The sequence below is a fragment of the Paenibacillus dokdonensis genome (assembly GCF_004916975.1).
GTDB lineage: Bacteria > Bacillota > Bacilli > Paenibacillales > Paenibacillaceae > Paenibacillus_AQ > Paenibacillus_AQ dokdonensis.
The window spans coordinates 2886570-2912352 of record NZ_STGQ01000001.1 but is presented as its reverse complement, the minus strand read 5'-3'; the positions used below and the strand labels follow the sequence as shown (position 1 = coordinate 2912352).

The following is a 25783-nucleotide window of genomic DNA, read 5'->3' as shown; positions in this document are numbered from 1 at the left end:
GCTCCTTTATTCGTATTCTTCATACATAGGCAGCATACGGATAGCACGGCGAATGACGGACCGATGGGGCTGATTATTCAGAACCTGGAGCAGTCGAGTTTCCGTAAAAGCGGTCAGCAAGCGGCTGAAAGATCGTTTTGGATCTGCAAGGGGAGCAGCAGGGGAGGCATGAAGGGGAGCTAGCAGAGCTTCGACTGATTTCAGCGCGTGCTCCGTATTTCCGGAATAATAGTTGTACTCGATTTGCTTCATTGGATTCAACGCACCAGACTCCGTAAACGTTCCGGGCTGCTGAAGTTGAGTTCCTTCTGACAGCTGTTTGCATATGAGCAGCCATTGTTCGTTCTCGGGAGAAGCGCTTTTTATCTGAGAATTCTTAAGCAGCATATACGCCGCATGATAACAACGGTTTGCCATGAGCAGCTTGATCATGACGTTCATCTTTTCAGGGGTGTTAATCTTGAAATGATCATTCACAAGAGAAGGGATGAGATGCTCCTGAAGATTTGTTTTCATCAACATGATGATTTTATTCAAGGGCAGGCGCATACCCGGTTCATGCTTGATCGTTTCGGCATACCAGCGAATTGCCTGCGCATCATCTCCGGCATCCTCATACATTTGGCCTAGTCCGAGAGTGGACAGGTAAGTTCCAGCACCGGTTTCCGTGTGATAATGCACGGGAGCTGGACCGAATCCGACTGCTTTCAGGAAAGCTCTTTCTGCCTCGATTAACTGCCCCGAAGAGAGATAAACAACGCCCTTCAGATGATGGAGGTCTGTATAATCTGGATAATGAATAAGACCATAGCTGCATACAGACACGGCTTCCTCTGCATGACCCAGAGCGAACAGACAACGTGCTTCGTATTTGAACAGCAAATGGTAGTAGCTGATATCAGTCGCAGCGGATTGTTTGGCCTGCCTAATATGATGCAGCGCCGAATCATGCTCGTTCATACGCATGTATTCCACGGCCATGTTGTAATGATGAAACGGATCCTCGGGTTCGGTCTGCAATGCCTGCTGGAGCAGTTCCATATTTCTGCGGATCTTATCTTTGGCGGCGACTATACTGCTGCTGTATCCATAATGATGGATTTTGATATTGGTGATGTGAAGCTTTGCAGCGGGCCGATGCTCGGTGATAGAAGCGGCTATTTGTTCATGGATTCTTCCGCGGAAACGATGTTCCGGGCGCCGGCGAAACATGCGAAGCAGGGGATTGACGGTAATGGTGGCAGAGTGGATATGATCGCTGATGTGATTTTGCACTTGCAAGAAAAAACCTTCGAATTCCATATGTTTGGCGCATAGATGCAGCTCCGCAATATCATTCGCGTCAAGCTCTTCATCCGCGTCCATAAAAAGAATCCACGGCCTGCGAGCAAGCTCGATGCCTGCATTCCGGGCTTTGGCAAAATCGCCTTCCCACGGGATTTGAAGAACTTGTGCTCCGAACTGGCGTGCTATTTGAACCGTATCGTCCGCGGAGCCTGTATCGACAACGATGATCTGGTCGACGGCCTTGTTAACGCTTTTCAGGCAACGGGCAAGGCTCGAAGCTTCATTCCGGACGATCATGCAGAGGGAGATTCCGGTTGCGGTTCTGCTCATCGATGCATCTCCTTTGTCTGTCGTCCCAAGACGTATGCCATCCGGATCTTTCCAGTTGACGTATGGCAGACCGAAGTTGATGGGCTTCTTGCAAAAGAGTTGCGGCACCAGGTAAAGATGCATGCGCCTGCTCCAGATGATCTGCTGCCAGATGCAAATAACATACGGCGGCGCCAACGGAAGCTTGATCGAGTGATGGATCATTCAGCGTAATATTTTCGAATAATCGTACCGCTTCCGTGTAATGGCCCTTGTCATATAGAATTTCGGCCAGCATATGTGCCCCTTCATCGTCGAGTGCTTGAACTTCGAGCAGGGAAATAAACAAATCCGCTGAATCAAGCATATAACCTACCTTGTATAATGCTTTGGCTAAGGTGAGGGGTCCCGTATTTTCCAGAACAGACAATCTGCGTGCTAGATCCGTTAAGCCAATGGAAATGGATTTTTGAATCAGAGTGTGGATCAGCTGTGCTTCTTCTTTCTGTTCTACAGCTTCGTGTTGAGAGTCTGCCTCTAAGGACTTAAAGAGAAGACGATCGATACGCTCAATAGGCTCACGCTCATGTTCATGGATGAATGCCAAGATGTGAGGTTCTAGGGAACCAAGAAGCTGCCATTGTGTAATCAGATGCAGCATTTCGCGTTTAGAATTCGATGCAGAGTTCACACTGGCTGCATGGTAAAGGAAGGAATGGGCTTCCTTTAAATTGTTCGAACGAATCAAGGATGATCCATAGAGGGTACTAATCTCATCCTCGGTGATCCACTGGGCAGGGCATAGCCGGATGATTTCCTCATCCGCTCCAATACTGTCGAGTGAATGGAGCAAAAGGCTCCACTGCTGCTTGTTGCGGGGCTGAATTGTTTTTAGGAGGAGTTTACTAATCTCTTCATCGGAAGTATGCAGTCTGTGAAAGGAAGTTGCCAAACCTTGAGCTGCCGGGGAATACGAAAGTTGGAGCTGGATTGCTTCATAAAAAAGTCGCGCTGCCTCTTCAGGTTGTTGAAGCTTCAGAGAGATTCCCCCCATTTTACTTAAGGGTTTGTAGCTATTTATGCCTGCTTCCGTTACATAGGAGCTGGAAGTACACCCGGCTGCTTTACGGTAAGCTTCGAATGCTCTTTCCCATAAACCTTGCATCTCCAAACATTGACCATGAAGATAATGAATATCTGCATAGTCCGGATAACGCTCTGTTTCCTGAAGGCATATCAGTCCAGCTTGCTGCGCTTCATTTGAATCCAGCATGATTTTAACCAGATCTTTAATCAAAGTTGGCCGAAAATAAGCGGTGGAAGGCGCAAGCTGCTTAGATTGAAGCATGTATTTTTTGGCTTCCGGGATGTTGCCCCCCTGACAGTGTGTAATTCCCAGATGATAGAGATAGTATGGGTGTTCTGGTTCATCCTCCAAAGCATTCATAAGTATATGGTAATTCCGTTCCAGCTTGTTTTTGTTACATATGTTTTGGGATAAGTATCCCGTATGCTTCATTTCGATGCCGGAATCTTTGATTTTATCTCTACCTGAGAAGAGTAGAATGGAAGGTTCGATTTCTTCGTGGATCTTTCCTGCGAAATGATATTCCTGGCGGTTTCGGAACAGGCGGAGAGAACGATGATATAGCATATCCTCCTCCGAATGGCTTAACAGATTAATGATGGTGATGTCATAGGCTTCGACATGGCTTTCTTCGATCAGCAGCCGGATCTCGTCCATACTTGTGAGGAGCTCTTCATCTGCATCGATGACCAATATCCAGTCTGTAGTCGCATAACGCAAAGCTTCATTTCTGGCCATTGAGAAATCATGTTGCCATTTTACTGAAATAACATCGGCTCCATATTGTTTAGCAATATGGATGGTATCGTCTTGCGAGCCCGTATCAATCACGATGATTTCATCCGCAAGCTTAACGGAATTCAGACAATTATGAATGATTTCAGATTCATCCTTAACGATCAGATGGATTCCAATTGTGGACACTATTTATCTTCCTCCTTCCTGAAGGAGGAGTATACGGTGACCCGTATACTCCTCGACCGACCTTCACAGGATGATGCATCATCCCTTTTTATATTGTATTAGTAGAAGAAGCTTTAAGTTCCTTGGGCATTGAGGATAACATTGATCGTGGATGGCAGACCTGTTGAAGCTGATTGATATGACACGCGGGTGTATTTAAGGAAGCGTGCAGGTACCAGGACATCCACGGAACCCGCTGCTAGCGGATTATCTCCGGTTGTATCCACATAATAATTTGTACCATCGGCACTGATTTCGATTTGAGTATTTACCGGATTGGCACCGCTATTGTGCACGAAGAAGGAATACACGCCAAGGACGCTTGTTGTAACAGCAGGGAGCGGTGTCAAAGCATCGGCTGTTGTGATACCGATGTCAGGCTGCTCGACAAAGCTCTTTTGTGATATAGAGGTAATACTGCTCAAGGTACCGGCCGTGATGGTGGCGCCGAGCACGCTGGTGATCGTACCGTTTAAGATGTCGGTGACCGTACCAGCGGAAGTCAGAGTACCCGCAGTAATAGTAGCCCCGAGCACGCTAGTGATCGTACCGTTTAAGATGTCGGTGACCGTACCAGCGGAAGACAAGGTACCGGCCGTGATGGTGGCGCCGAGCACGCTGGTGATCGTACCGTTTAAGATGTCGGTGACCGTACCAGCGGAAGTCAGAGTACCTGCGGTGATGGTTGTGCCCAGTACACTGGTGATCGTACCTCCAAGAATGATGGTAGTGAGGTTGCCGGCCGTATCTGTGGCGACAACGTGGCTGGTGTTAGTGGCATCCCGACCGTAAATAAGCATACGCAAATTGTTAGGGTCATTTTGAAAAATACTGTAGTTAGGCATATAATCACTCCTTTATTTCAAAATAGGGAATCTTTCTTTTGATTTGACTTCTGTTGCTTTTAAAGAATACATCAGCTGTGTATATGTTCGGTTAGGTATACGCCGCTTTAAGCCTCCTTACTAAGAAATGTCTTCTGATATGATATGGCTTGATGACTTTAAGAGAAACGGCAAGTGCACGCTGATATNGTAATGGTGGCGCCGAGCACGCTGGTGATCGTACCGTTTAAGATGTCGGTGACCGTACCAGCGGAAGTCAGAGTACCTGCGGTGATGGTTGTGCCCAGTACACTGGTGATCGTACCTCCAAGAATGATGGTAGTGAGGTTGCCGGCCGTATCTGTGGCGACAACGTGGCTGGTGTTAGTGGCATCCCGACCGTAAATAAGCATACGCAAATTGTTAGGGTCATTTTGAAAAATACTGTAGTTAGGCATATAATCACTCCTTTATTTCAAAATAGGGAATCTTTCTTTTGATTTGACTTCTGTTGCTTTTAAAGAATACATCAGCTGTGTATATGTTCGGTTAGGTATACGCCGCTTTAAGCCTCCTTACTAAGAAATGTCTTCTGATATGATATGGCTTGATGACTTTAAGAGAAACGGCAAGTGCACGCTGATATGATATTTTTAGGAATGTGCTAACCATGTGCGTGCGTTGAAACAATGGGTGTTGTATGCTATCATAATAGGTATTCTAATCTATGAAATGAGCAAATTATGGTCGGGGGAGGCTTCCTTTTCTCGGCCTTTTTCATGGGGAAATGAACGTCCAACTGAGGAGAGACGGTACTTTTGAAAACTCTAGTGATTGCGGAAAAACCGGATATGGGACGAAATATTGCGGCGGTGATTGAACCGAAGGCCAAAAATGCCCGCACCTACATAGAAGGTGAGCATTACATCATTACTTGGGCGATCGGGCATCTCATTGGTTTAGCCGAACCGGATGTGTATGACGATAAATATAAAAAGTGGAATATAAATGATTTGCCGATTATCCCAGAGCAGTTTAAGCTGAAACCGAATCCGAAGACCAAGGACCAGTTAAAGGTGATTGCTGACCTTTCCAAACGTAGCGATAGGCTCATAAACGCTTGTGACGCCGGGCGCGAAGGCCAGCATATCTTTTCCTTGATTCAACAGCATCTGAAAATGCGGCAGCCGGTTAAACGTCTTTGGATTTCGGACTTAACACCGGAAACGATAAGAAAAGGATTCGATGAGCTGAAAGATGGCAGCGAGTATGAGAACTTGTCCAAGGCGGCCAGGGCAAGAAGCGAGGCGGACTGGCTGATCGGCATGAACGGCTCCCGTGCTTTTACGACTAAACACAACGTTTTACTATCGGTGGGTCGCGTACAGACACCCGTACTCGCACTCATATATGACCGGCAAAAGGAGATTGACGCTTTCAACTCCGCAAAGTTCTATGATGTGGAAGCCATGTTTAAACAGGGCGATTCCGATTACAAGGGCTTATGGCAAGGGGAACGGATCCAGAATGAAGAGAAAGCCATGGCAATCGCAGCAAAGGTTCAAGGCAAGGAAGGCATCATCCAGAGCTATGACGTGAAGGATACGAAGGAGTATCCATTCAAGCTGTATGATTTGACTTTGCTTCAACGCGAAGCGAATGCCAAATATAGCTTTTCCGCCAAAAAAACGCTTGATCTTGCCCAGGCACTATATGAAAAACATAAGGTCATCAGTTATCCGAGAACGACCTCCAATTATGTGACCGAGCAAAATATCCCGCAGATGTACAAGTCACTGGATCAGCTGCGGGGAACGGATTATGTAAAATTCGCCGAGCAGGCTGACAAGAAATACGTTCATAAAAACAATAAATCAGTCTGCAATCCGTCGAAGGTCGAAGATCACCATGCCATTCTGCCTACCAATAAAATGGCGCGGAATCTGGCTCCGGATGAAGCCAAGATCTACGACTTGATTGTAAGGCGCTTTCTGTCCCATTTTTTCCCTCCTGCAGAATATAAGGTGCATACGATCATGACGGAAGTGGAAAAAGAAGAATTTAAGACCACAATCAAGCAGCTGCTCTCTGAAGGCTGGAAGGTCATCTATGCTGACCAGAAAAAAGATGCCAAGAAAACCCGAGCCAAAAAGGATAAAGAGGACGAGGACGAAGCTCAAAGTGAAGAAGAAGTCACCACTCCTTTCCACTTAAATGCGAATGAGGGCGTTCTGTGTATCCGGAGTGAGGCGAAGGAAAAAGAGACTCAGCCGCCAAAGCCGTACACGGAGGGCACTCTGCTAAAAGCCATGGAGAGCGCAGGCAAGCAGATTGAGGACGAGGAATTACGGGATGCCATGAAAGATTCTGGACTTGGGACACCAGCGACTCGCGCCGCCATCATCGAACGACTGAAACAGGTAGGATATATGGTGATGAAGGGCAAACGTATTGTCGTTACGCAGAAGGGGAAAATGGCCGTCGAGGTTATCCGCGGTGCGGGTGTCGACCTTCTGACTTCCCCTGAAATGACAGGGCAGTGGGAACGCCGGCTGAATGAAATTGCCAAGGGATCTGCTTCCGATGAAGCATTTATGGCGAATGTTAAAAAATTTGCGACGATGATTATCAGCAAGGTAAAGGTGCAGTCCAGAGTTGCAAAAGAATCCTTTGAGGATAAGCCTTCCGAGGATGCCAAAACATCACGAAGCCGGAAAAAACCGGCGGCAAAGTCAGGCGAGAACGTGGAAGAAGAGACTCCTAGTAAGGCCAAAAGAACTACAACGAAAAAGGCTGCTATAACTGCCAAATCCGGATCAGTACAGGAGCTTCCAGAGCAACAGCGCATCACAACAACCGCAGGAATTGCACCATGTCCAAGAGCGGGCTGCCAAGGTACGCTGATTATGGGACGCCGCGGTTATGGCTGCTCTCATTACAAAACGGGCTGCAAGTTCGTCATTTGGAAGGATCAGTTCGGCATTTCCCTTGAACCGGAAGATATTGCTTCACTTGCGGGCGGACGGAAGACATCGAGGGATTTTACATTGGAAGATGACGGACAGCAGCGGCAGGGATATTTAGTCCTGATGGACCCGGAAACGGGGGCAATCGGGATAGATTCATAACGCTACTGGAACTTATCATTCGATTGGGAAATAAAACAACGGCCCTAGTTCAAGGGCCGTTGTTTTATTTCCTGTTTGATTTTAATGTCGATGATATCCGGTATTTCTTCAATAGAAGAAATGGTATAAAACGAACTTCCGGGCTCTTGCTGCAGCTCGACCATATTGTATACCCATTCATCGGACTGTTTGATATAAATGCTTTGCAGACCGGCTGTCAGTGCCGGAACGACATCCGTACGCAGTGAATTGCCAATCATCCAGGTAGAGGAGCGGTCAAACGAACCTCTTTGCAATATCTGCTCCAGCGTGGATTCATTTTTATGCTGTGTAATGTAAATCCGGTTATCAAAATAGGTACTCAGCTTCATCTGGTCAATTTTTCGCTGCTGAATAGCCGTTTCCCCGCCGGTATACAGATATAAGTAATGACCTTCCTTTTGCAGGGTCTCCAGGGTTTCCACCATGCCAGGGTAGGGCTCTACTTCCTGTTCGTATACGCTTAGTCCCAGCTTGTTCAGCTGCTGTTCTTCTTCCAGATGGATGGGGCGATTCAGTTTCCGGCAGAAATAGCGGTAGGTTTCGATCAGGGAATTTGGAAAGTTTCCGCTGCTGAAGCCTGTTTTGCTTACTTGTGCGACATCGATTTCGATCTGCTTTTGACGGATTTCATCAGTCGAAAGCTTCTCATGCCCGAGCCAATGATGCACCAGCTCGAAAAATTCGCCCAGAACAAGACCGAAGTATTTATTGCAATGGATGAGCGTGTCATCCAGATCAAATAAAATATGTTGCTTTAATGTGTTAGTCAACAAGCTTCACTCCTTATAGACGCATGTAAGATTCCAGGAACATCTGGAGCTCCGACGCACCGTCTGGACGGATACTGAATTTTTCCGTGTCTTCTGCTCCAAGATGTATTCGCAGCAGACCTGCTACTCGCAGGATCATCAAATGATGTTTGAGCGATTCCTGTGTTTGATCCAAATCCCGGACCATTTCATCAAGGGAATGAGGCTTTACCGCTACATAGCGAAGCAGGCGCAGTCTCTTGGGATCGGATAGGGCGTGGGTCATCCGCAGCAAGCAGGTTGGCGGCTCGTCCTCATCCTCTTCAGGTACGTCAACAGGATACTGAATCAGCATCATTTTTTTATAGAAGCAATACGTATTAATAGGCCGGTTATGGACTGTCGGGAAAAGAACAATCGTTTGAATTTCAGGGGCATTTTCGATGACCAGTCCGCCTGAAGCATATTCAACGAGGCTCATAGGATCCATTTTGGTGAGCAGCATTCCCTTTTCTTTAGCATCTTCTTCAATAAGTGGAATGATGCTTGCTTCTACGTCTTTAAAATAATTTTCATACCACAGCTCTAGTAGCGGCGTATATTGATCCCGGATCCTGCGGGCTTCTTCGATCGATAAATTCGGAAGATAGGGAGAAGCAGCAGCGTGCAGAACTTCTGCGGATGTCTCCTGCAAGCATTCCAGAAAGCTGGGTACGGAATCGCCATTGTTTCGGTGAATAGCCCAGGCATAGAGCACATCGAAATCAACAAATGGCCAAGCCGCGGTTTGGGAAAGGGCAGCAGTGACTTCTGAGGATAGCTTGCTGCTCACTTCACTGATCCATTCAGGTCCAATATCCAGGTTGCGAACCCATTTCTTGGAAGTATATACCATAAAACTGCCGAGCAGTTCGTAAATGGGTGAAACGTCAACTTTCACTTCATAGTTCATGAAAGGGTAACCTCCTATGAAATCAGTGCATCTCCTTCATTATGGCTTGTTGAGTGTCGGGTTGTCCACTATAATGTTCAAGTAGTTTGCCCGGATATATCGAAGGAGGAAATTTTAAGTGTCTCAATCAAGCAGCATGAATCGCAGCTCGTCTTTTCATTATGTCATATTACTCACCGTTATTGTAGCAGCAGGGGTTAGCCAGGGGCTGCTTTTGCCCCTTTTATCCATTTTCCTGGAACAAATGGGCGTTTCGTCTTCCTTGAACGGTTTAAATGCAGCCGCACTCTATGTCGGTTCCTTCGCGATGACGCTCGTCGCTGAACGGACTCTCGGGGCGCTCGGCTTTAAGAAACTGGTGAGTGCCGGTCTAGTGCTGGTTCTGGTTTCTGTCATATTGTTTCCGCTTGTCCCAAACATAAAGTTTTGGTTTATCCTCCGGCTTCTGGTTGGCATCGGAGATAGTGCGGTGCACTATTCCGCCCAGCTTTGGGTGCTGCTGGTTACCCCAGAAGAAAACAGAGGTCGAAATATTTCGATATACGGTATGTCGTATGGCCTGGGATTTAGTCTAGGCCCGCTCGGCATACCGCTCCTCCATATTGGAAACAGCGTACCCTTTATCGCTCTTGCCATACTGGTCTTGCTGGTGCTGATTCTGGTGCTGTTGAAGCTTCCGGATCTTCGTCCAGAGAAGCTTAAAGAGGGAGAGCGTCCGGTGAAAAGATTCCGCCGCAGCTATGCGTGGGCATGGTATGCCCTCATTCCGGCTTTGCTTTACGGTTATATGGAATCGGGAATAAACAGTAATTTCCCCGTATACGGGTTACGTGTGGGACTGAACGAACAGCAAATCGCGTTCCTGCTGCCTTTCATCGGGATCGGGGGGCTTGTGCTTCAACTGCCGCTGGGGATACTCAGTGACCGCTTCGGGAGGAAACGGATTTTGATCATTTGCGGAATCCTCGGCGGTCTGGCGTTCATTCTGGTACCTTTGGCCGGGACTTCCACGGTAGGGATTCTGCTCCTGCTTATGATTGCCGGTGGGATGATCGGCTCTTTCTTCTCCCTTGGTCTTGCTTACGCGGCTGATATACTCCCCAAGGTGCTGCTGCCTGCGGCCAATGTGATCGCGTCCTTTCATTTTAATATAGGGAGCATAGCGGGACCTAATATTGGAGGGACCTTGATGCAATATGGCTGGAATGCGGGAATGTTTATCGTACTTGGGTCGGGTTTCATTATATTCGCTTTTCTTGGAGTAGCCGTAAGGAAAAAATCTTTGGAAAATGCCGGAATCCTATAGCTGTACTCCTGAAAAAGAATGCTTTATGATAGTATGAAGAGAACGAGAGACCAGAGGAGAAATGTCATGATTAGAATCCAGCATTTAACCAAGTCCGTCGGAGTAGATAAAATACCTGTACTCAAGGACATTTCACTTGATTTTCAGCGGGGGGAACTGATTGCTTTAGTGGGAGCGAGCGGAAGCGGTAAAAGTACGCTGCTGCGCTGTCTGGCCATGAAAGAGAAGTGGGATAAAGGGACCTTCGTGGTTGACGGATTTGATGTCTTGAAGGATCCGTTTGCCGGAAAAAGAAAAATAAAACGCGAATGGGCATACTTAGAGCAAAATCCTCATCTGAATCCCAATCGCACGGCCTTGAAAAATGTGCTGATCGGACAAGCTGGGCAAGCGCCGCTTTGGAGAATGGCTACCGGCATGGTTCGGTCAGATGATTATATGGGTGCCATGGATGTCATTGAGCAGCTGGGACTGCTGGAAAAAGCGCATCAAAAATGTGATAAACTTAGTGGCGGAGAGCGGCAAAGAATTGCGATCGCACGTGCCCTTGTGCATGGGGCCAAGGTAATTCTGGCGGATGAGCCCGTCATCGGACTGGATCCCAAATCGCAGGAGAGCGTTATGGAGACGCTGAAAAAGCTTTGCGAAGAAGAGAGAGTCACAGTGCTAACTGTACTACCGATTGAGCTAGCAGAACGTTACGCAACGCGGATAATGGCAATATCCGGCGGGGAAATGGCATTTGATATTTCCGGACGCCGGCTCACGGTTCGCGAACGAAATATGTTATAAAGCCCTTAAACAGGCTTTGGATAGAAAAGAGTGATTCATTTTGGTAAAACGCTACTGGATCCATATCCCTGCCGCATTTCTTTTGATGCTTCTGCTAAGTGGCTGCTCGTTTATCAGTGACCCGGTCCTGATGATGCAAACACCGCAGCTGTCTGCTGAAAAGGAATCATTGCGGTCCATCATTATGGCCCAGCTGCCTGAGGATGCCAATCTGATCCGGTCAAACGAAGAAGACGACACGAATGTCATACATTTTGTTGATCTCGATAATGATGGCGTGAGTGAAGCGGTCGTATTTTACGAGACACCGGACCAAAACATCGGCGTTCACGGTATTATCTTTAAAAAAAGCAACGATACTTGGGTCAAGCAAATAACCTTTGATGGTGTAGGTAAAGTTCTGGAATCCCTTTATTTCAAAGATATGACTAACGATGGTAAAGTGGATATCGTGGCTGGATTTTCAATGGGTAACGAAGAAACTCAGAACCGTGTTTTTATATACAGCTATAATGGTAAGAGTCTGGAAAGGGTACTGGAGCGTCCTTATACGAATTTTGTCATCAGCGATATGAACAGAGATCATATTAATGATCTTACGATCGTGGATCTCAAACATGGGGAAAGCAACTTCATTACGACCTTCCAATACGATGAAGGCAGCTTTGTCGAACTGGACAGACTTGAGCTGAAGCCGTATATTTACGAATATTACAATATTGTCGCAGGTAAAGTGTTTGTCGATCAAGAAGGAAACAGCATCGAGGGAATTGTACTGGATGCCACACTATCTACGGTCGGAGACGCTTCCTTCACGAGCATCATCGTCATGCAGGATGGTAAGCTCAAATCGGTGTTCGAGAAGGATGACCAGACATTCAGGCAATCCAGGATTTTTAGCGAAGATGTTAACAATGATGGTATTATTGAGATTCCTCTGCTGACAAAGCCGGCTGGATGGGAGTATTTTGACCAGAAGGAAATCCCTTATTTTTATTCTTATTACCAGTGGGATGGAAAGACCGGTTTGAAATTCATCGCAGAGAAATACCATGATAAGAAAAATGATTTCGATTTCGGGTTTTTTCCTCCGCAATGGCATAACAAAATTACGGTGGATACCAAATCCCAAAAAGATAAATATTTGCGGTTTTACATGATTGGCACAGGAAAAACAGTCGCGGAGATTAAATTCTTCTCGCAGACCGAGTGGGAAAAGCAGCATGAAGACTGGAAATATCTGTCCCGGAATAGTGGAAAGGTCATTGGCTACAAAAAGAGCGCAGACTTTGACCTGAACAATAACAAAAGTAAATCAAAGGACGAGGTACCTCCGATAGAAAGGAAGGACAAGCAAAGTGAGTAAAGTATTGATTTTGGAAGATGAAGATTCCATCCGCAGTTTTATCGTAATCAATTTAAAACGCAACGGTTTTGATGTGCTAGAGGCATCCAATGGCAATGAAGCGCTTGACCTTTTAATGAGTACTCCGGATATTGATATTGCGCTGCTGGACGTGATGGTGCCGGGCATTGACGGGTTTGAGGTGTGCCGGCGCATTCGTGAAACGAATGAGCGTTTGGGCATTATTTTCTTGACCGCCAAGGTTCAGGAACAAGACAAGGTCTATGCCTTGTCGGTGGGTGCTGACGATCATGTCAGTAAGCCATTCAGTCCAACTGAGCTGATCGCAAGAATTCAGTCTCTGCTCCGCAGAGTCAATGTACACCGTGAAACCTCTGCGAAGGTTAGTTTTCAGTCCGGACCATTTGCTCTGGATTTGATTTCCAAACAGTTTAAAAAGAACGGGCATAATATTGAACTTACACCGACAGAATTCTCACTGGTGCAATTTTTTCTGGAAAAAGAAAATACCCCGCTCAGCCGGGACGTGCTTCTCGATCACGTATGGGGCAAGGAATATATGGGCGATCCGAAAATCGTTGACGTAAACATCCGCCGTCTGCGCCAAAAGATTGAAGATAATCCTTCCGAGCCCGAGTTTCTCCAGACCGTATGGGGTCACGGGTATAAATGGAAGGGTCAGGGACAATGATCAAGAAAGGCATTCGCCGGCAGATCGTCATGCATTACTTTATCGTGGTGTTTTCGACGCTGCTGTTGGCCGAAGTCATTTTTTTGCTAGCCATACGAAGTTATTATTATGACAGCATATACAGCCATATTACGCAGCATATCAAACAAGTGGAGGAGTACCAGAAATTTGGCACCTCCTCCAATGAAGGTAAAGATGACCTTGGAAATTTGCTCATGGTATACAAGCTCAATTACACCGAGATGCAGGTTCTTAATATCCAGGGTGATGTTCTTATTAACTCTTCTGATTTTCAGCCTGATGTTTCCATTAAGACCAGTGATATCTCCCAGGCTCAATCCGGGAATATCGGCAGATGGGTTGGCAGGCAGCCAAACACAGGGGAAGATGTCATGGCGGTCTCCAAGATGGAACAGGACAATGGACGAGATTCTTATATCGTCAGATACGTCACTTCACTGGAAAAAGTTAATGCGAAATTGTTTAATGTCACATTGATCGCTACGGCGGTAGCTGCCGCAGTGCTGGCTTTGGTTTTGGCGTTCAGCTTGGGACTGGCGAATTCGATTGTCAAACCGCTAAACACCATTACAGCCGTTTCGGCGCAAATGGCCAGGGGCAAATTCAATATCAGAGTTAAAGGCAATTACAAGTATGAGCTGGGAGAACTTGCTTCAACACTAAATTATATGGCACAGGAAATTGTACGCAGTAACCAGGTAAAAGATGACTTCATTTCCTCCATCTCACACGAGCTTAGGACACCTCTAACGAGTATCAAAGGCTGGAGTGAAACCATTAACTCGGGTGGATATGATCCTGAAGAGACGAAGATTGGCATGGAGATTATCACCAAGGAGACAGAGCGTTTGATTGGACTGGTGGAAGAAATTCTTGATTTCTCCAAGCTGCAGCAAAACGAGATGAAGGTGTCGTTTGGACGTGTTGATCTGAAGGAACTTCTCCAGGAAATTATGTTGAATTTGTGGACCAAAGCAGAGAAGCGTACCATTGAGCTTCGCCTTGATTCGGTCGATAAGCCCCTCGTCGAAGGGGATGCCAACCGGCTCAAACAGGTCTTTTTAAACCTGATAGATAATGCCATTAAATTCTCACATGAAAACTCGGCAATCGACTTGTTCGTATCCTTTGAGGGCAATAATGTGGTCGTTCAGGTACATGATACGGGAATCGGCATAAGTGAAGACCATTTGGTTAGAGTAAAAGACCGTTTCTTCCAGGTTGATCCGCTGAACGGTGGTACGGGTCTGGGGCTGGCCATTTCACAGCAGTTGGTTGAACTTCATCACGGTATTCTGCTGATTCAAAGTGAGCTGGATGTAGGTACCACCATTGTGGTTAGGCTGCCGAGACTGCTTGAAGCTGAGGAATCCGAAATTCCTCAGCTCCCAGGAGCGGAAACAACACAGGATTAAGACATCATGAAAAGAGCGAAATCCGCAAGTGGCGGCTTTCGCTCTTTTGTATATGAGAACCGGTAACTCCGAATATTATGAGGATAAGCCCTCGGCACGAAGACGACCTGTCTTTTCGTATACATCCTGAAGCAAGCGGGAAGGCTGGGTACGAACCGTTGGTTTTGGCAGTACGGTTTCATAAGGCCCGATGACAACCACTTGATCAGCCGTTCCTTTAATGACTGCACCTTCCTTGATCACTGCACCTTCACCGATAATGGCACGTTCAATATGGACATTGCGCCCAATTTTAACGTTTGGCATTACGATGCTGTCTTTGATCTCGGAGAATTTGCCGACTTCAACACCGCAAAACACAACAGATTGATAAGCCGAACCATCCATCGAACTGGTCTCGGAAATCAGACAATTTGCTGCCATTCCCGTTCTGGTCTTATGCGAATTTACCTTTGTGCGCCATGGCCGTGAATACATTGGCCATTCACTGTTATGCAGCTTCCAGGAGGAATCATCGACCAGTAGATCCATATGAGCTTCCCACAGGCTATTGACGGTACCAACGTCTTTCCAGTAACCATCGAAGCGGTAAGCGAACATGCGGTTTTGCTCGTTTAGCATTTTTGGAATCAAGTCTTTCCCGAAATCATGACTGGAAGACGGGTCAGCTGCATCCTCCAATAGATGACGGCGAAGATAATCCCATTGGAAAAGATAAATGCCCATGGATGCCAAATTGCTTTCCGGTTCTGCAGGTTTTTCTGCAAATTCAGAAATGCGGAGCTCATCGTTTACACTCATCACTCCGAAACGGCTCGCTTCTTCCCAAGGAACCTCCATTACGGAAATTGTGGCTTCGGCTCCTTGCTGCTTGTGAAATTGAAGCATTTTATTGTAATCCATGTGGTAAATATGGTCTCCCGAAAGAATAAGAACATGTTCAGGATGTTGACCGTCTATATAATCAATGTTTTTATAGATGGCGTCAGCTGTTCCTAAGTATTCTGCGGATCCTGTATTGTAGGAAGGGAGCAGGGTAATTCCGTTCTCTCCTTTATTCTGGAGACCCCATGGTTCACCTTCTCCGATATGTCTATGGAGCGATTCTGCCTCATACTGTGTAAGGACACCGATCGTATCGATACCCGAATTCACACAGTTGCTGAGAGGAAAATCGATTATGCGGTAGCGACCGCCAAAAGGTACAGCCGGCTTTGCCTGTTTGGATGTCAGAGGTGCGAGTCTGCGGCCTTCACCTCCGGCAAGCAACATGGCGATGCATTCTTTCTTATTCATGTCGTTTCCCTCCCAAAAATTTGTCAATGTAGTACATACATAAACGATTGTCAGCCCCACTGAAACGATTATATTGAAAAATAATTGAAAAATTACAAATTTATTTTTCAAGAAACATTTTCTCGTTTATTTTGGCTAGAATGGGGTAATGGTTTAAGTGCACTATATTTATAAAGCAGGTGATCTTATTGGCTAAAATAAACACTCTAACCGGACTGCCGCCGACAGATGAAGATATATACTTATTCCATGAAGGGACCTCCTACCACAGTTACAGAATCTTGGGCGCTCATCCTGCTGTGGAAGATGGTTTGGAAGGCGTCCGGTTTACCGTTTGGGCTCCGCATGCCCGGCAAGTCGGTCTGGCATCCGACTTTAACGGTTGGGACGGAGTTGAGGATTCATTACATAAGATACCCGATTCGGGCGTTTGGACTCGCTTTTTCCCCGGTTTAACGACAGGTACTTTTTACAAATATGACATTGAAGGACCAAGCGGCGAACGTTTTTTAAAAGCGGATCCCTATGCCTTTGAAGCTGAGCTCCGTCCTGCTACCGCATCGGTTGTATCCGATTTAAACGGTTATGCTTGGCATGATGCAGCCTGGAGGCGAAAGAAGAAGGGTCTTTTCAGCAAGCCCGTCAATATTTATGAGGTTCATTTGGGAACCTGGAGGCAAAAGGAAGATGGAACGCTATACACATACCGGGAAATCGCCGACTTACTGATTCCTTATATCAAACAAATGAAATATACACATGTAGAATTTATGCCGCTGGCTGAGCATCCTTACGATCTATCATGGGGATATCAGTGCACAGGATATTTTGCTGTTACCAGCCGTTTTGGATCTCCCCAAGATTTTATGTATCTTGTGGATGCATGTCATCAGGCCGATATCGGCGTCATAATCGACTGGGTTCCTGCCCATTTTACGAAGGATGCTCATGGTCTGCGGATGTTTGACGGAACATCTTTGTTCGAATATGCAGATCCCCTGAAAGCCGAAAAACCGGGCTGGGGTACCCTCAGCTTTGATTACAGCAAGCCTGAGATTCATTCATTTTTGATTTCCAATGCCTTGTTTTGGCTGGATTTATTTCATATTGACGGTCTCCGGGTCGATGCCGTTACCAGCATGCTGCGTCTCGATTTTGAGAAAAAAGAAGGACAATTTCATTTGAATGAGCTTGGTGGTATTGAAAATCTGGAAGCTATATCATTTTTGCAGAAGCTCAATACAGCTGTCTTTAATTACTACCCGTATACACTGATGATGGCTGAAGAATCAAGCGCATGGCCGGGCGTCACTTCCCCTGTGGATGAGAATGGGCTTGGCTTCAATTACAAATGGAATATGGGCTGGATGAACGATACGCTGGATTATGTGGAAGCATCATTTGAAGATAGGCCTTCCAAGCATAACTTGCTGACTTTTCCGATTGCATATGCTTATTCAGACAACTATGCGCTGCCGCTCAGCCATGATGAGGTTGTTCACGGTAAAAAATCCTTGCTGGGTAAGATGCCCGGAGATTACAGCCAGAAGTTTGCGGGTCTCCGGATTTTGCTGGGATATCAAATGACGCATCCGGGTAAAAAGCTGCTATTCATGGGTAGTGAGTTCGGACAGTTTATCGAATGGCGTGACCAATACGAGCTGGATTGGCTGCTTTTGGAATATGATACACACCGGAAGATGCAGACTTATACTGCAGAACTGAACCAGATGTATCTTGAAGAAAAAGCGCTGTGGGAGCGGGATCATGAGCTGGAGGGATACGAATGGATCAGTCCGCATGACTCCAAGCAGAGCGTCATCTCTTATATGAGAAAAGGAAAGAAAGCCGGCGATACGTTGATTGTTTTAATCAACTTTCTGCCGGTGGAACGCAGGCAATACCGCATTGGAGTACCCCGTTCCGGCAAGTATGTGCCTGTTTTCCAAAGCGAGGAGGAAAGATACGGGGGACAAGGTGCTTCTATTTTGGAGCCAATTCTGACCGAGAAAATAACTTGGCATGATCAATTAAACAGCCTGGAAATCTCTTTGCCCCCGCTTAGCTTTATTGTCTTGAAGCGTGAACCGGTCAGCCGTCAATCGGAACCAACTGCAATCAAATTAGGACAAGGTAAAAAAAAGAACTCCAAGGCATCGGCTCGCAAACAGAGTACATCCATACGATCTGAAGAAACCATTGCATCCAATGAAGGAGGAAATGAAGTATGAAGGTATTATTTGCTGCTGCAGAATCGGTGCCATTCATCAAGACCGGAGGGCTCGCCGATGTAATCGGCGCCCTGCCGCAGGCTTTGTACCGCAGTGGGGTTGATGTCCGTGTCGTGCTGCCCAAATATCGGGGAATTCCGGAGAAATACCGCAATCAAATGGAGCATCTGGGTGAAATCTATGTTCCGGTTGGCTGGCGCAGCCAATATTGCGGTATAGAAAAGCTGATGCATGATGGTATTACTTATTATTTTGTGGATAATGAATTCTACTTTGGCCGTGATGCTGTATACGGCTATGGGGATGATGGTGAACGCTTTGCCTTTTTTAACCGGGCGGTGCTGCAGCTGTTGAAAACTATAGACTTTCAGCCGGATGTCATCCATTGCCATGATTGGCATGCGGCTCTCATTCCGGTGCTGCTCAATGCACACTACCGCCATGATCTCTTTTATTATGAAATCCGGACCGTTTTCACGATACATAATTTACTGTATCAAGGCATTTTTCCGTTTAATGTCCTCGGTGAGCTTCTGGGTCTGGACAAACGGTATTTCACTGCGGATGGCCTCGAATACTACGGAAATGTCAATTTCATGAAAGGCGGTATCGTGTATTCGGATCATGTCACGACCGTCAGTCCAACTTACGCAAGCGAGATCCAGACTGCACATTACGGATATGGACTGGAAGGACTGCTATATTCACTTGGTCCCAAGCTGAGTGGTATTGTGAACGGGATAGACACCAAAAGCTATAACCCGGCGACTGATCCTCATATTGCACTCAAATACCGTTCAAGCCTATCCAAGAAAAGAGAAAATAAGAAGTTGTTGCAAGAAGAACTCAACCTGCCGGTATCAGCCGATATCCCGATGATTGCGATGGTGACACGGATGGTGGATTCGAAAGGGCTGGATTTGGTCGTACGAGTTCTGAATGAGCTGCTGACAAATGATAATATGCAGTTTGTGATTCTGGGTACGGGGGACGGACAATATGAGCATTGGTTCAGAGAAGCAGGACAGCGTCATCCGCAAAAGATGTCTGCCCAAATCACTTTTAGTGAGGCGCTCTCCAGGAAAATATACGCTTCCAGCGATTTATTCCTGATGCCGTCCAATTTTGAGCCCTGCGGGATCAGCCAGCTGCTTGCCTTGAGATACGGCAGTATTCCTGTGGTTAGGGAGACTGGCGGACTTAATGACACTGTGCATGCCTATAATGAGTTTACGGGGCAAGGGAATGGCTTCACCTTCACGAACATCAATGCACATGATATGATGCATACTGTTCGCCGTGCTGTTGCCTTTTATCATCAGCCAGAGCATTGGAATAAAATTGTGAAGAATGCAACAAGCGGGGATTATAGCTGGAACGTATCCGCTAAAGAATATAGTGATATTTACGAACAGGTTACAGGCAAAAGTTAGAAATGTCCACGTAAAAAAGGAGCATTCCAAGTCTTTTAAAAAGACTTTTGGAATGCTCCTTTTATGTGTGCAGCTTGCTTATTTGGTAATATTTCGATATAAAATCCGATAACCGAATGGATCCAGAGCTACGTTCATAACTCCATCCGCAGGCTTTACTTTTTCGTTCGTTAAAGCATCCCGCCAGTCCGTAGTGACCATTGGATGGGAGAGCGTTTGCTTTTGATCTGTATTGTTCATCCAGATTGTGAAGTGAATGGAGTCATCTGCACGTTCATAGATGATGCACGGGTTGCCTTGATCCGCTTTCAGGAACCGGAATCTGCCTTCACGAAGCGCTTTATGGGTCTTGCGCTGGTTGATCATCATCTTATAGAAATCATAAAGCTCGCGGTCCTGTTTATTCGGATCCCAAATCATACACTTGCGGCAATCTGGATCGCCATTACCTGTGATGCCAACTTCATCTCCATAGTATATACATGGCGTCCCCATATACGTAAAGAGGAAAACGACGGACAATTTCAGCTTCCTTTTATCCCCGCCAACACGCGTCAGAAGGCGTGGAGTATCGTGGCTGCACAGCATGTTAAAAACAACTTCGTTTGTCTGCTGCGGATAACGCATGAGTAGCGAGCTCATACGATTAGAGAATGTGGCACCGTCCATGCCGCCATTAAAGAATTCGAGCACCTTGTCAGCAAACGGATAGTTCATAACCGAATCAAATTGGTCACCGACAAGCCAGGAAAGCGAATCACTCCACACCTCACCCACGATATACGCTTCCGGATTCGCATTTTTGACGACTTTACGAAAGTCGCGCCAGAAATGATGATCGACCTCATTGGCAACATCCAGACGCCATCCGTCGAGCTTTATTTCCTTAATCCAATATTCCGCTACATCAAGTAGATATTGCTTAACTTCGGGATTGGCCGTATTGAATTTAGGCATATTTCCAAAAAATCCGAAGGTATCATAGGTGGCAATGCCGTTTTCTACACGGGCGGGAAACTGATTGATATGGAACCAATCGGCATATTTTGATTGTTCACCATTTTTCAGGACGTCCTGAAAAGGGGGGAAGAGCTCACTGCAGTGATTGAACACCGCGTCCAGCATCACGCGAATTCCTTTTTCATGACAGGCCTCCACGACCTCTTTCAACAGCGCATTGTCACCAAATTGAGGATCAACCTGCTTATAATCTACGATGTCGTATTTATGATTTGAGGGCGATTTAAACAAAGGGGTAAAGTATATCGCATTGATTCCGAGATCCAGCAGATCATCCAAATGGTCGAGAACGCCTTTTAAATCGCCACCGAAGAAATTATCGGTTTTTGGCTGACCGCCCCATGGCTGCGTTCCTTTTGGATCATTCCCTGGATCTCCATTAGCAAACCGCTCGGGAAGTATTTGATAAAAAACAGCATCCTTGGCCCAATCCGGTACCTTAAACACATCGATTTCATGTATGTAGGGGAATTCATAATAACCGCCTGTGGGGGCAGGACATTCATGGTAAATTCCACTGTCGAGCATATAGATCGACTCGGTCCCAGCGGTTACACGGAACGCATAGGTTAGTCGCTTGTATTTGGGGAGCACCGATGCTTCCCAAAAATCAAACATCTCGTCGGATGCTGCTTTTTCCATTGTGATTTCAAAATAGGTCGAGTCCCAGTCGTATTTGTCACCGGTCATAGCGACAACGGTATCCACGTCGTTTTTTTTGGTGCGGACACGCAGATGAATGGTACGTGGATCGTATGCATAGGCCCATTTGTCACGGGGCACATGATAAAGAGCTTCGAGCAGCATGACTACACCTCCAGTTTATTTCTAGCTATTTAATAACCGAGAATCCGGAATAATGAACCATAGCCGAATGCTTTTACATTGTATTTATTATGCACAGATGATGGAAACATCATTGCTCACACGGACATCTTTAGCTTAATAAGGCCTTGTGAATTTATAAAAATACATAAATGAATGAAAGTAAACGTTAGAAATCGTTAAAATATGGGTTATACCATGTAGGAATGGGTAATAGTGCATTCCAACACATGGTAATAATTGGGTATTTTCTATATTTAATGAGTAGCATTCATTGTTTTATTAATTAGGAAAATACTTGTTACGTATATTAAAAAATCAACCTATTCAATGTAGAAATCCCTCAAAAGCCCGTACCAAAAGGACTTTCGTTTATTAACCACAGGATTATAATAATGCTTAAATGATACTCCGATTTACAAATTATTGAAAATGAATGTATTTGTATGAAAATTACATTGCATAATCATGCAGACTGTTGTACTATAAAACATGTTTTCCAGTGGCTGATGACGATCAGTCAACATGCTCATACTATGGCTAATACAACTTACGAAGAATGTGAACAGGAGAGATAGATCATGAAAAAATGGGGTATTTTAACGGTGTGTTTGTTGCTGACAGGAAGCTTGCTTGCAGGCTGCGGCGATAAAAATTCAGATCAGGCATCCGTTTCAGATAATGGGGGGAGCAAGACAGAAGCGAAAACAATTGTACTTGGCACAAGCGCCGATTTTCCTCCTTATGAATTTCATAAGATGATCGGTGGCAAAGACCAGATTGTAGGCTTCGATATTGAGATTGCCAAGCAGATCGCAGCCGATATGGGAGCGAATCTGGAAGTTAAGGACATGGATTTTAAAGCTTTGCTCAGCGAATTATCGAGTGGACGTGTGGACTTTGTCATCTCGGGTATGACACCGGATGAGAACCGCAAGAAGGAAGTGGATTTCTCGAATAACTATTACAAAGCCGAGCAGGCTGTCGTGATCAGAGAACAGGACAAGGCTAAATATTCGACGATGAAATCGCTCGAGGGCGTCTCGTTTGGGATTCAGACAGGTTCCATTCAAGAGGATATTGCCAAGACAATTCCCAATGCGAAAATTACCGGTCTTAGTAAAATTAACGATATCATCATGCAGCTGAATTCTGGACGAGTTGATGCATCGATCATGGAAAAACCGGTTGCCGAAGCCTTTTTGAAAAATGTTAAAGGTCTCGCCATCGCTGATGCGGTTCCTGATTATAAGGAAGACGGCTACGCAATTGGTGTTAAAAAAGGCAACACGGAGCTGGTTGATCATATCAACAAAACGCTGGACCGCTTGAATTCAGAGAAGAAAATAGAACAATTTGTATCTGAAGCCAGTGATCTTGCTGCTCAAAAATAAGTAATGTTGCGATTACAGAAAAAATAGCGGATGAGTGTTCGCTATTTTTTTGATTGCAACACTTGAAGGAGGATGTAACTATTTCATGAATATATTTGAAACGTTCTGGGAATACCGGTCTTACTTTGGGCATGGCATCCAGTATACACTGCTGCTGGCAGCGATCGGTGTGGTATGCGGGTTTATCCTTGGCTTGCTTGTTTCCATGCTGCGGATGTCCCGATTCTGGCTTCCGCGGTTTCTGGGTACGGTATGGGTAGAATTCCTTAGAGGTACCCCTATGCTGGTACAGCTCTTTATCATCCATTACGGTCTCGTATCGTTCGGGATCAAATTAACAGCCATTGAATCCGGTGCAATTACGCTCTCGATAAACAGCTCTGCTTATCTGGCTGAAACATTCCGTGCCGGGATCCAGGGCGTCGACAGGGGACAGGCTGAGGCAGCGCGTTCTTTGGGAATGGGCAAAGGAATGACGATGAGATATATTATTCTTCCGCAGGCGGTAAAAAGCGTATTGCCGGCTATCGGGAATGAATTTATTACGATTATTAAAGAATCTTCGATTGTATCCTTTATCGGCGTAACTGATCTGATGTATCAGGCACAGGCCGTGACCACCATTACTTATGAGTCACTCAAGCCGCTTCTGATTATCGCAGCCATTTATTTCGTGATGACCTTTACATTGTCCAAGCTGCTTGGTTTGTTCGAAAGGAGGTTGAGTACGGATGATCAACGTTAAGGATCTGCACAAGTCGTTTGGAAAGCTTAATATCCTAAAAGGCGTGAATATTGAGATTGCCAAAGGGGAAGTCGTTGTTGTCATCGGTCCCAGCGGATCGGGGAAAAGTACATTTCTGAGATGCCTCAACATGCTTGAAACCCCGACAAGCGGAGAGATTGCGTTTGAAGGTGATTCCATTACGGATAAAAAGCATAATATCAACCTGACACGCGAAAAAATGGGGATGGTATTTCAGCAATTCAATTTGTTTCCGCATAAGACGGTTCTTCAAAATATTATGCTCGCCCCTGTAAAGGTGAAGAAAGTGCCGCAGGCGGAAGCTGAGAAGATTGCTCTCGATCTCCTGCAGACAGTCGGTCTTGCAGATAAGAAGGATGCGTACCCGTCACAACTGTCCGGGGGACAGAAGCAGCGTATCGCCATTGCCCGCGCGCTGGCCATGCAACCGCATGTAATGCTGTTTGACGAGCCGACATCAGCACTCGACCCTGAGATGGTAGGCGAGGTGCTAGAGGTCATGAAGAAGCTTGCAGAAGGCGGCATGACCATGGTAATCGTAACCCATGAGATGGGTTTTGCCAGAGAGGTCGGTGACCGTATTGTATTCATGGATGACGGTCAGATCATGGAAGAAGGAACTCCATCTCAGGTATTTGGAAATCCAAAAAATAGCCGTACTAAGGATTTTCTTAGCAAAGTACTCTGATGACTCATTTAATCTAACGCTTCATAAAAAAAGCTCCGCTGCAAGATTACCTCTTGCCGGAGCTTTTTTTGATGAAAAGAAATAGAAAGAAGAATTTAATGTTTACATAATATTGATGATGTTAACCAAATGAAAAAAATGTAATCTTTTATTATCATGAGATCTAGTTTTTTTATAGAGATTTTAATAACATTCTTCAGCTGATAGAGGAAGTTAGATCTTGAATAGTTGCAGTATGGTAACATTTTCAAGCGCACAGGTTACAAAATTGTGATATATTGAGTAAGCCAAAACTTTGGAATGCAAAGTGCGGGGGAAAATTTTTACCGTGAAAGACTATTGTCACTCGGGGTGAATCGTTATTGTAACGTAGGGTTGTCTCCTCAATCCGAACCCGACAGCTAACCTCGCAGGCATCGATGTATTTTAAGGAGGAACTATGAAGAAGAGATTTAAGAAAGTTAAAATTTTTGCAGCAGCATTGGGCATTACCTTGGCCGTACAAGCCGTACCTATTCACGCGGACTCTGTACATGTAACCAAAGAAGGCGACACTTACTACACGCTATCGAAACAATTAGGCGTGAATATGAATCAGCTGATGAATGCGAATCCTAACGTACAAGCGACGAACATCTATGAAGGCATTAAGCTGAATATTCCGGGTGACAACACAATGAAGGCATATGCGGATGCGGATTCTGCATCAACGATCACAACCGCGTCTCTGAATGTGAATTCGGATCAAAAAGTCGTAGAAGCATGGGGAAAAACCTTTACTTATAATAAAACGCTTAATGTTAAAGCAACGGCATATTCTGCAGCTGCAAGCGAGAATGGAAAATGGGGTGCGGTTGATTACTTCGGTAATCCGCTTGAACTCGGTACGATCGCAGTAGACCCATCCATTATCCCGCTTGGCACAAAGGTGCTTGTCACAGGACATAACTTCGAAGGTCTTCCTAAAAAAGCTTTTGTAGCTACGGCCAGAGATACTGGCAGTGCCATTAAAGGAAACCGTATTGATATCTTTGTTCCGGGCAGTCAGCAATCCGTAAGCAACTTTGGTTTCCAGGACGTTCAACTATACTTCATTAAATAGTATCGTTTTTTACTGACATAATGATATATACCCTATTTCGCTTTTACGCAAACAAGCAGCTCTTACCATTTGCAAAAATGGAGAGCTGCTTGTTTT

20 protein-coding genes and 1 riboswitch are annotated in these 25783 nt (G+C 45.7%); of the genes, 13 read left to right on the top strand and 7 right to left on the bottom strand.

Annotated elements, in window-relative coordinates; all coding sequences use genetic code 11:
- Nucleotides 1–6 precede the first annotated feature (6 nt).
- The 3 genes from E6W40_RS13435 to E6W40_RS13425 all read right to left on the bottom strand — a co-directional run bounded on the left by E6W40_RS13435 (nt 7) and on the right by E6W40_RS13425 (nt 4263).
- On the bottom strand, nt 7–1617 hold the full coding sequence (locus E6W40_RS13435) for a glycosyltransferase (protein WP_168928920.1): 1611 nt from the start codon (nt 1615–1617) through the stop codon (nt 7–9).
- On the bottom strand, nt 1568–3607 hold the full coding sequence (locus E6W40_RS13430) for a tetratricopeptide repeat-containing glycosyltransferase family 2 protein (RefSeq protein WP_136605910.1): 2040 nt from the start codon (nt 3605–3607) through the stop codon (nt 1568–1570). Before E6W40_RS13430 ends, E6W40_RS13435 begins: the two co-directional genes overlap by 50 nt.
- A gap of 113 nt (nt 3608–3720) precedes the next feature.
- Complete coding sequence (locus E6W40_RS13425) at nt 3721–4263, bottom strand: DUF6385 domain-containing protein (protein ID WP_246072998.1); 543 nt, start codon at nt 4261–4263, stop codon at nt 3721–3723.
- Between E6W40_RS13425 and E6W40_RS30100 the strand changes: the two genes are divergently transcribed.
- On the top strand, nt 4247–4438 hold the full coding sequence (locus E6W40_RS30100; protein ID WP_246072997.1) for a hypothetical protein: 192 nt from the start codon (nt 4247–4249) through the stop codon (nt 4436–4438). The genes E6W40_RS13425 and E6W40_RS30100 overlap by 17 nt on opposite strands.
- Nucleotides 4439–5288: 850 nt before the next feature.
- Nucleotides 5289–7598 (top strand): DNA topoisomerase 3, encoded by a 2310-nt coding sequence (locus E6W40_RS13415; protein WP_136605907.1) that lies wholly within the window; start codon nt 5289–5291, stop codon nt 7596–7598.
- A 44-nt stretch (nt 7599–7642) separates the two neighbouring features.
- On the opposite strand, the gene E6W40_RS13410 is transcribed toward E6W40_RS13415, so the two are convergent.
- Complete coding sequence (locus tag E6W40_RS13410; RefSeq protein WP_136605906.1) at nt 7643–8410, bottom strand: HAD family hydrolase; 768 nt, start codon at nt 8408–8410, stop codon at nt 7643–7645.
- A gap of 13 nt (nt 8411–8423) precedes the next feature.
- Nucleotides 8424–9341, bottom strand: a complete 918-nt coding sequence (locus E6W40_RS13405) for an ArsR/SmtB family transcription factor (protein ID WP_136605905.1) — start codon at nt 9339–9341, stop codon at nt 8424–8426.
- Between the two features lie 136 nt (nt 9342–9477).
- On the opposite strand from E6W40_RS13405, the gene E6W40_RS13400 reads away from it, so the two are divergent.
- The 5 genes from E6W40_RS13400 to E6W40_RS13380 all read left to right on the top strand — a co-directional run bounded on the left by E6W40_RS13400 (nt 9478) and on the right by E6W40_RS13380 (nt 14932).
- Nucleotides 9478–10647: an MFS transporter gene (locus E6W40_RS13400; protein WP_136606989.1), complete on the top strand. Its 1170-nt coding sequence runs from the start codon at nt 9478–9480 to the stop codon at nt 10645–10647.
- Nucleotides 10648–10713: 66 nt separating this feature from the next.
- The gene (locus E6W40_RS13395) at nt 10714–11439 is read left to right on the top strand and encodes a phosphonate ABC transporter ATP-binding protein (protein WP_136605904.1); all 726 of its coding nucleotides are present in this window, start codon (nt 10714–10716) and stop codon (nt 11437–11439) included.
- A 40-nt stretch (nt 11440–11479) separates the two neighbouring features.
- Entirely contained in the window at nt 11480–12805 is a 1326-nt protein-coding gene (locus E6W40_RS13390) for a hypothetical protein (RefSeq protein ID WP_136605903.1), read from the top strand.
- The gene (locus E6W40_RS13385) at nt 12798–13496 is read left to right on the top strand and encodes a response regulator transcription factor (RefSeq protein ID WP_136605902.1); all 699 of its coding nucleotides are present in this window, start codon (nt 12798–12800) and stop codon (nt 13494–13496) included. Before E6W40_RS13390 ends, E6W40_RS13385 begins: the two co-directional genes overlap by 8 nt.
- Nucleotides 13493–14932: a HAMP domain-containing sensor histidine kinase gene (locus E6W40_RS13380; RefSeq protein ID WP_136605901.1), complete on the top strand. Its 1440-nt coding sequence runs from the start codon at nt 13493–13495 to the stop codon at nt 14930–14932. Before E6W40_RS13385 ends, E6W40_RS13380 begins: the two co-directional genes overlap by 4 nt.
- A gap of 75 nt (nt 14933–15007) precedes the next feature.
- Here E6W40_RS13380 and E6W40_RS13375 read toward each other — a convergent pair whose 3' ends face one another.
- On the bottom strand, nt 15008–16228 hold the full coding sequence (locus E6W40_RS13375) for a glucose-1-phosphate adenylyltransferase (protein WP_136605900.1): 1221 nt from the start codon (nt 16226–16228) through the stop codon (nt 15008–15010).
- A gap of 197 nt (nt 16229–16425) precedes the next feature.
- Between E6W40_RS13375 and glgB the strand changes: the two genes are divergently transcribed.
- Both glgB and glgA read left to right on the top strand, forming a co-directional pair.
- Entirely contained in the window at nt 16426–18459 is a 2034-nt protein-coding gene (gene glgB, locus E6W40_RS13370; protein ID WP_136606988.1) for a 1,4-alpha-glucan branching protein GlgB, read from the top strand.
- Nucleotides 18456–19892, top strand: a complete 1437-nt coding sequence (gene glgA / locus E6W40_RS13365) for a glycogen synthase GlgA (protein WP_136605899.1) — start codon at nt 18456–18458, stop codon at nt 19890–19892. The genes glgB and glgA overlap by 4 nt, the downstream gene beginning before the upstream one ends.
- 78 nt (nt 19893–19970) lie before the next feature.
- Here glgA and E6W40_RS13360 read toward each other — a convergent pair whose 3' ends face one another.
- Nucleotides 19971–21719, bottom strand: a complete 1749-nt coding sequence (locus tag E6W40_RS13360; RefSeq protein WP_136605898.1) for an alpha-glycosidase — start codon at nt 21717–21719, stop codon at nt 19971–19973.
- Nucleotides 21720–22318: 599 nt separating this feature from the next.
- Between E6W40_RS13360 and E6W40_RS13355 the strand changes: the two genes are divergently transcribed.
- The 4 genes from E6W40_RS13355 to E6W40_RS13340 all read left to right on the top strand — a co-directional run bounded on the left by E6W40_RS13355 (nt 22319) and on the right by E6W40_RS13340 (nt 25687).
- Nucleotides 22319–23131, top strand: a complete 813-nt coding sequence (locus E6W40_RS13355; protein ID WP_136605897.1) for a transporter substrate-binding domain-containing protein — start codon at nt 22319–22321, stop codon at nt 23129–23131.
- Between the two features lie 85 nt (nt 23132–23216).
- On the top strand, nt 23217–23876 hold the full coding sequence (locus tag E6W40_RS13350; protein WP_136605896.1) for an amino acid ABC transporter permease: 660 nt from the start codon (nt 23217–23219) through the stop codon (nt 23874–23876).
- On the top strand, nt 23863–24585 hold the full coding sequence (locus E6W40_RS13345) for an amino acid ABC transporter ATP-binding protein (RefSeq protein ID WP_136605895.1): 723 nt from the start codon (nt 23863–23865) through the stop codon (nt 24583–24585). The genes E6W40_RS13350 and E6W40_RS13345 overlap by 14 nt, the downstream gene beginning before the upstream one ends.
- 275 nt (nt 24586–24860) lie before the next feature.
- Nucleotides 24861–25016, top strand: a riboswitch (cyclic di-AMP (ydaO/yuaA leader).
- 8 nt (nt 25017–25024) lie between these two features.
- On the top strand, nt 25025–25687 hold the full coding sequence (locus tag E6W40_RS13340; protein WP_136605894.1) for a 3D domain-containing protein: 663 nt from the start codon (nt 25025–25027) through the stop codon (nt 25685–25687).
- Nucleotides 25688–25783 lie beyond the last annotated feature (96 nt).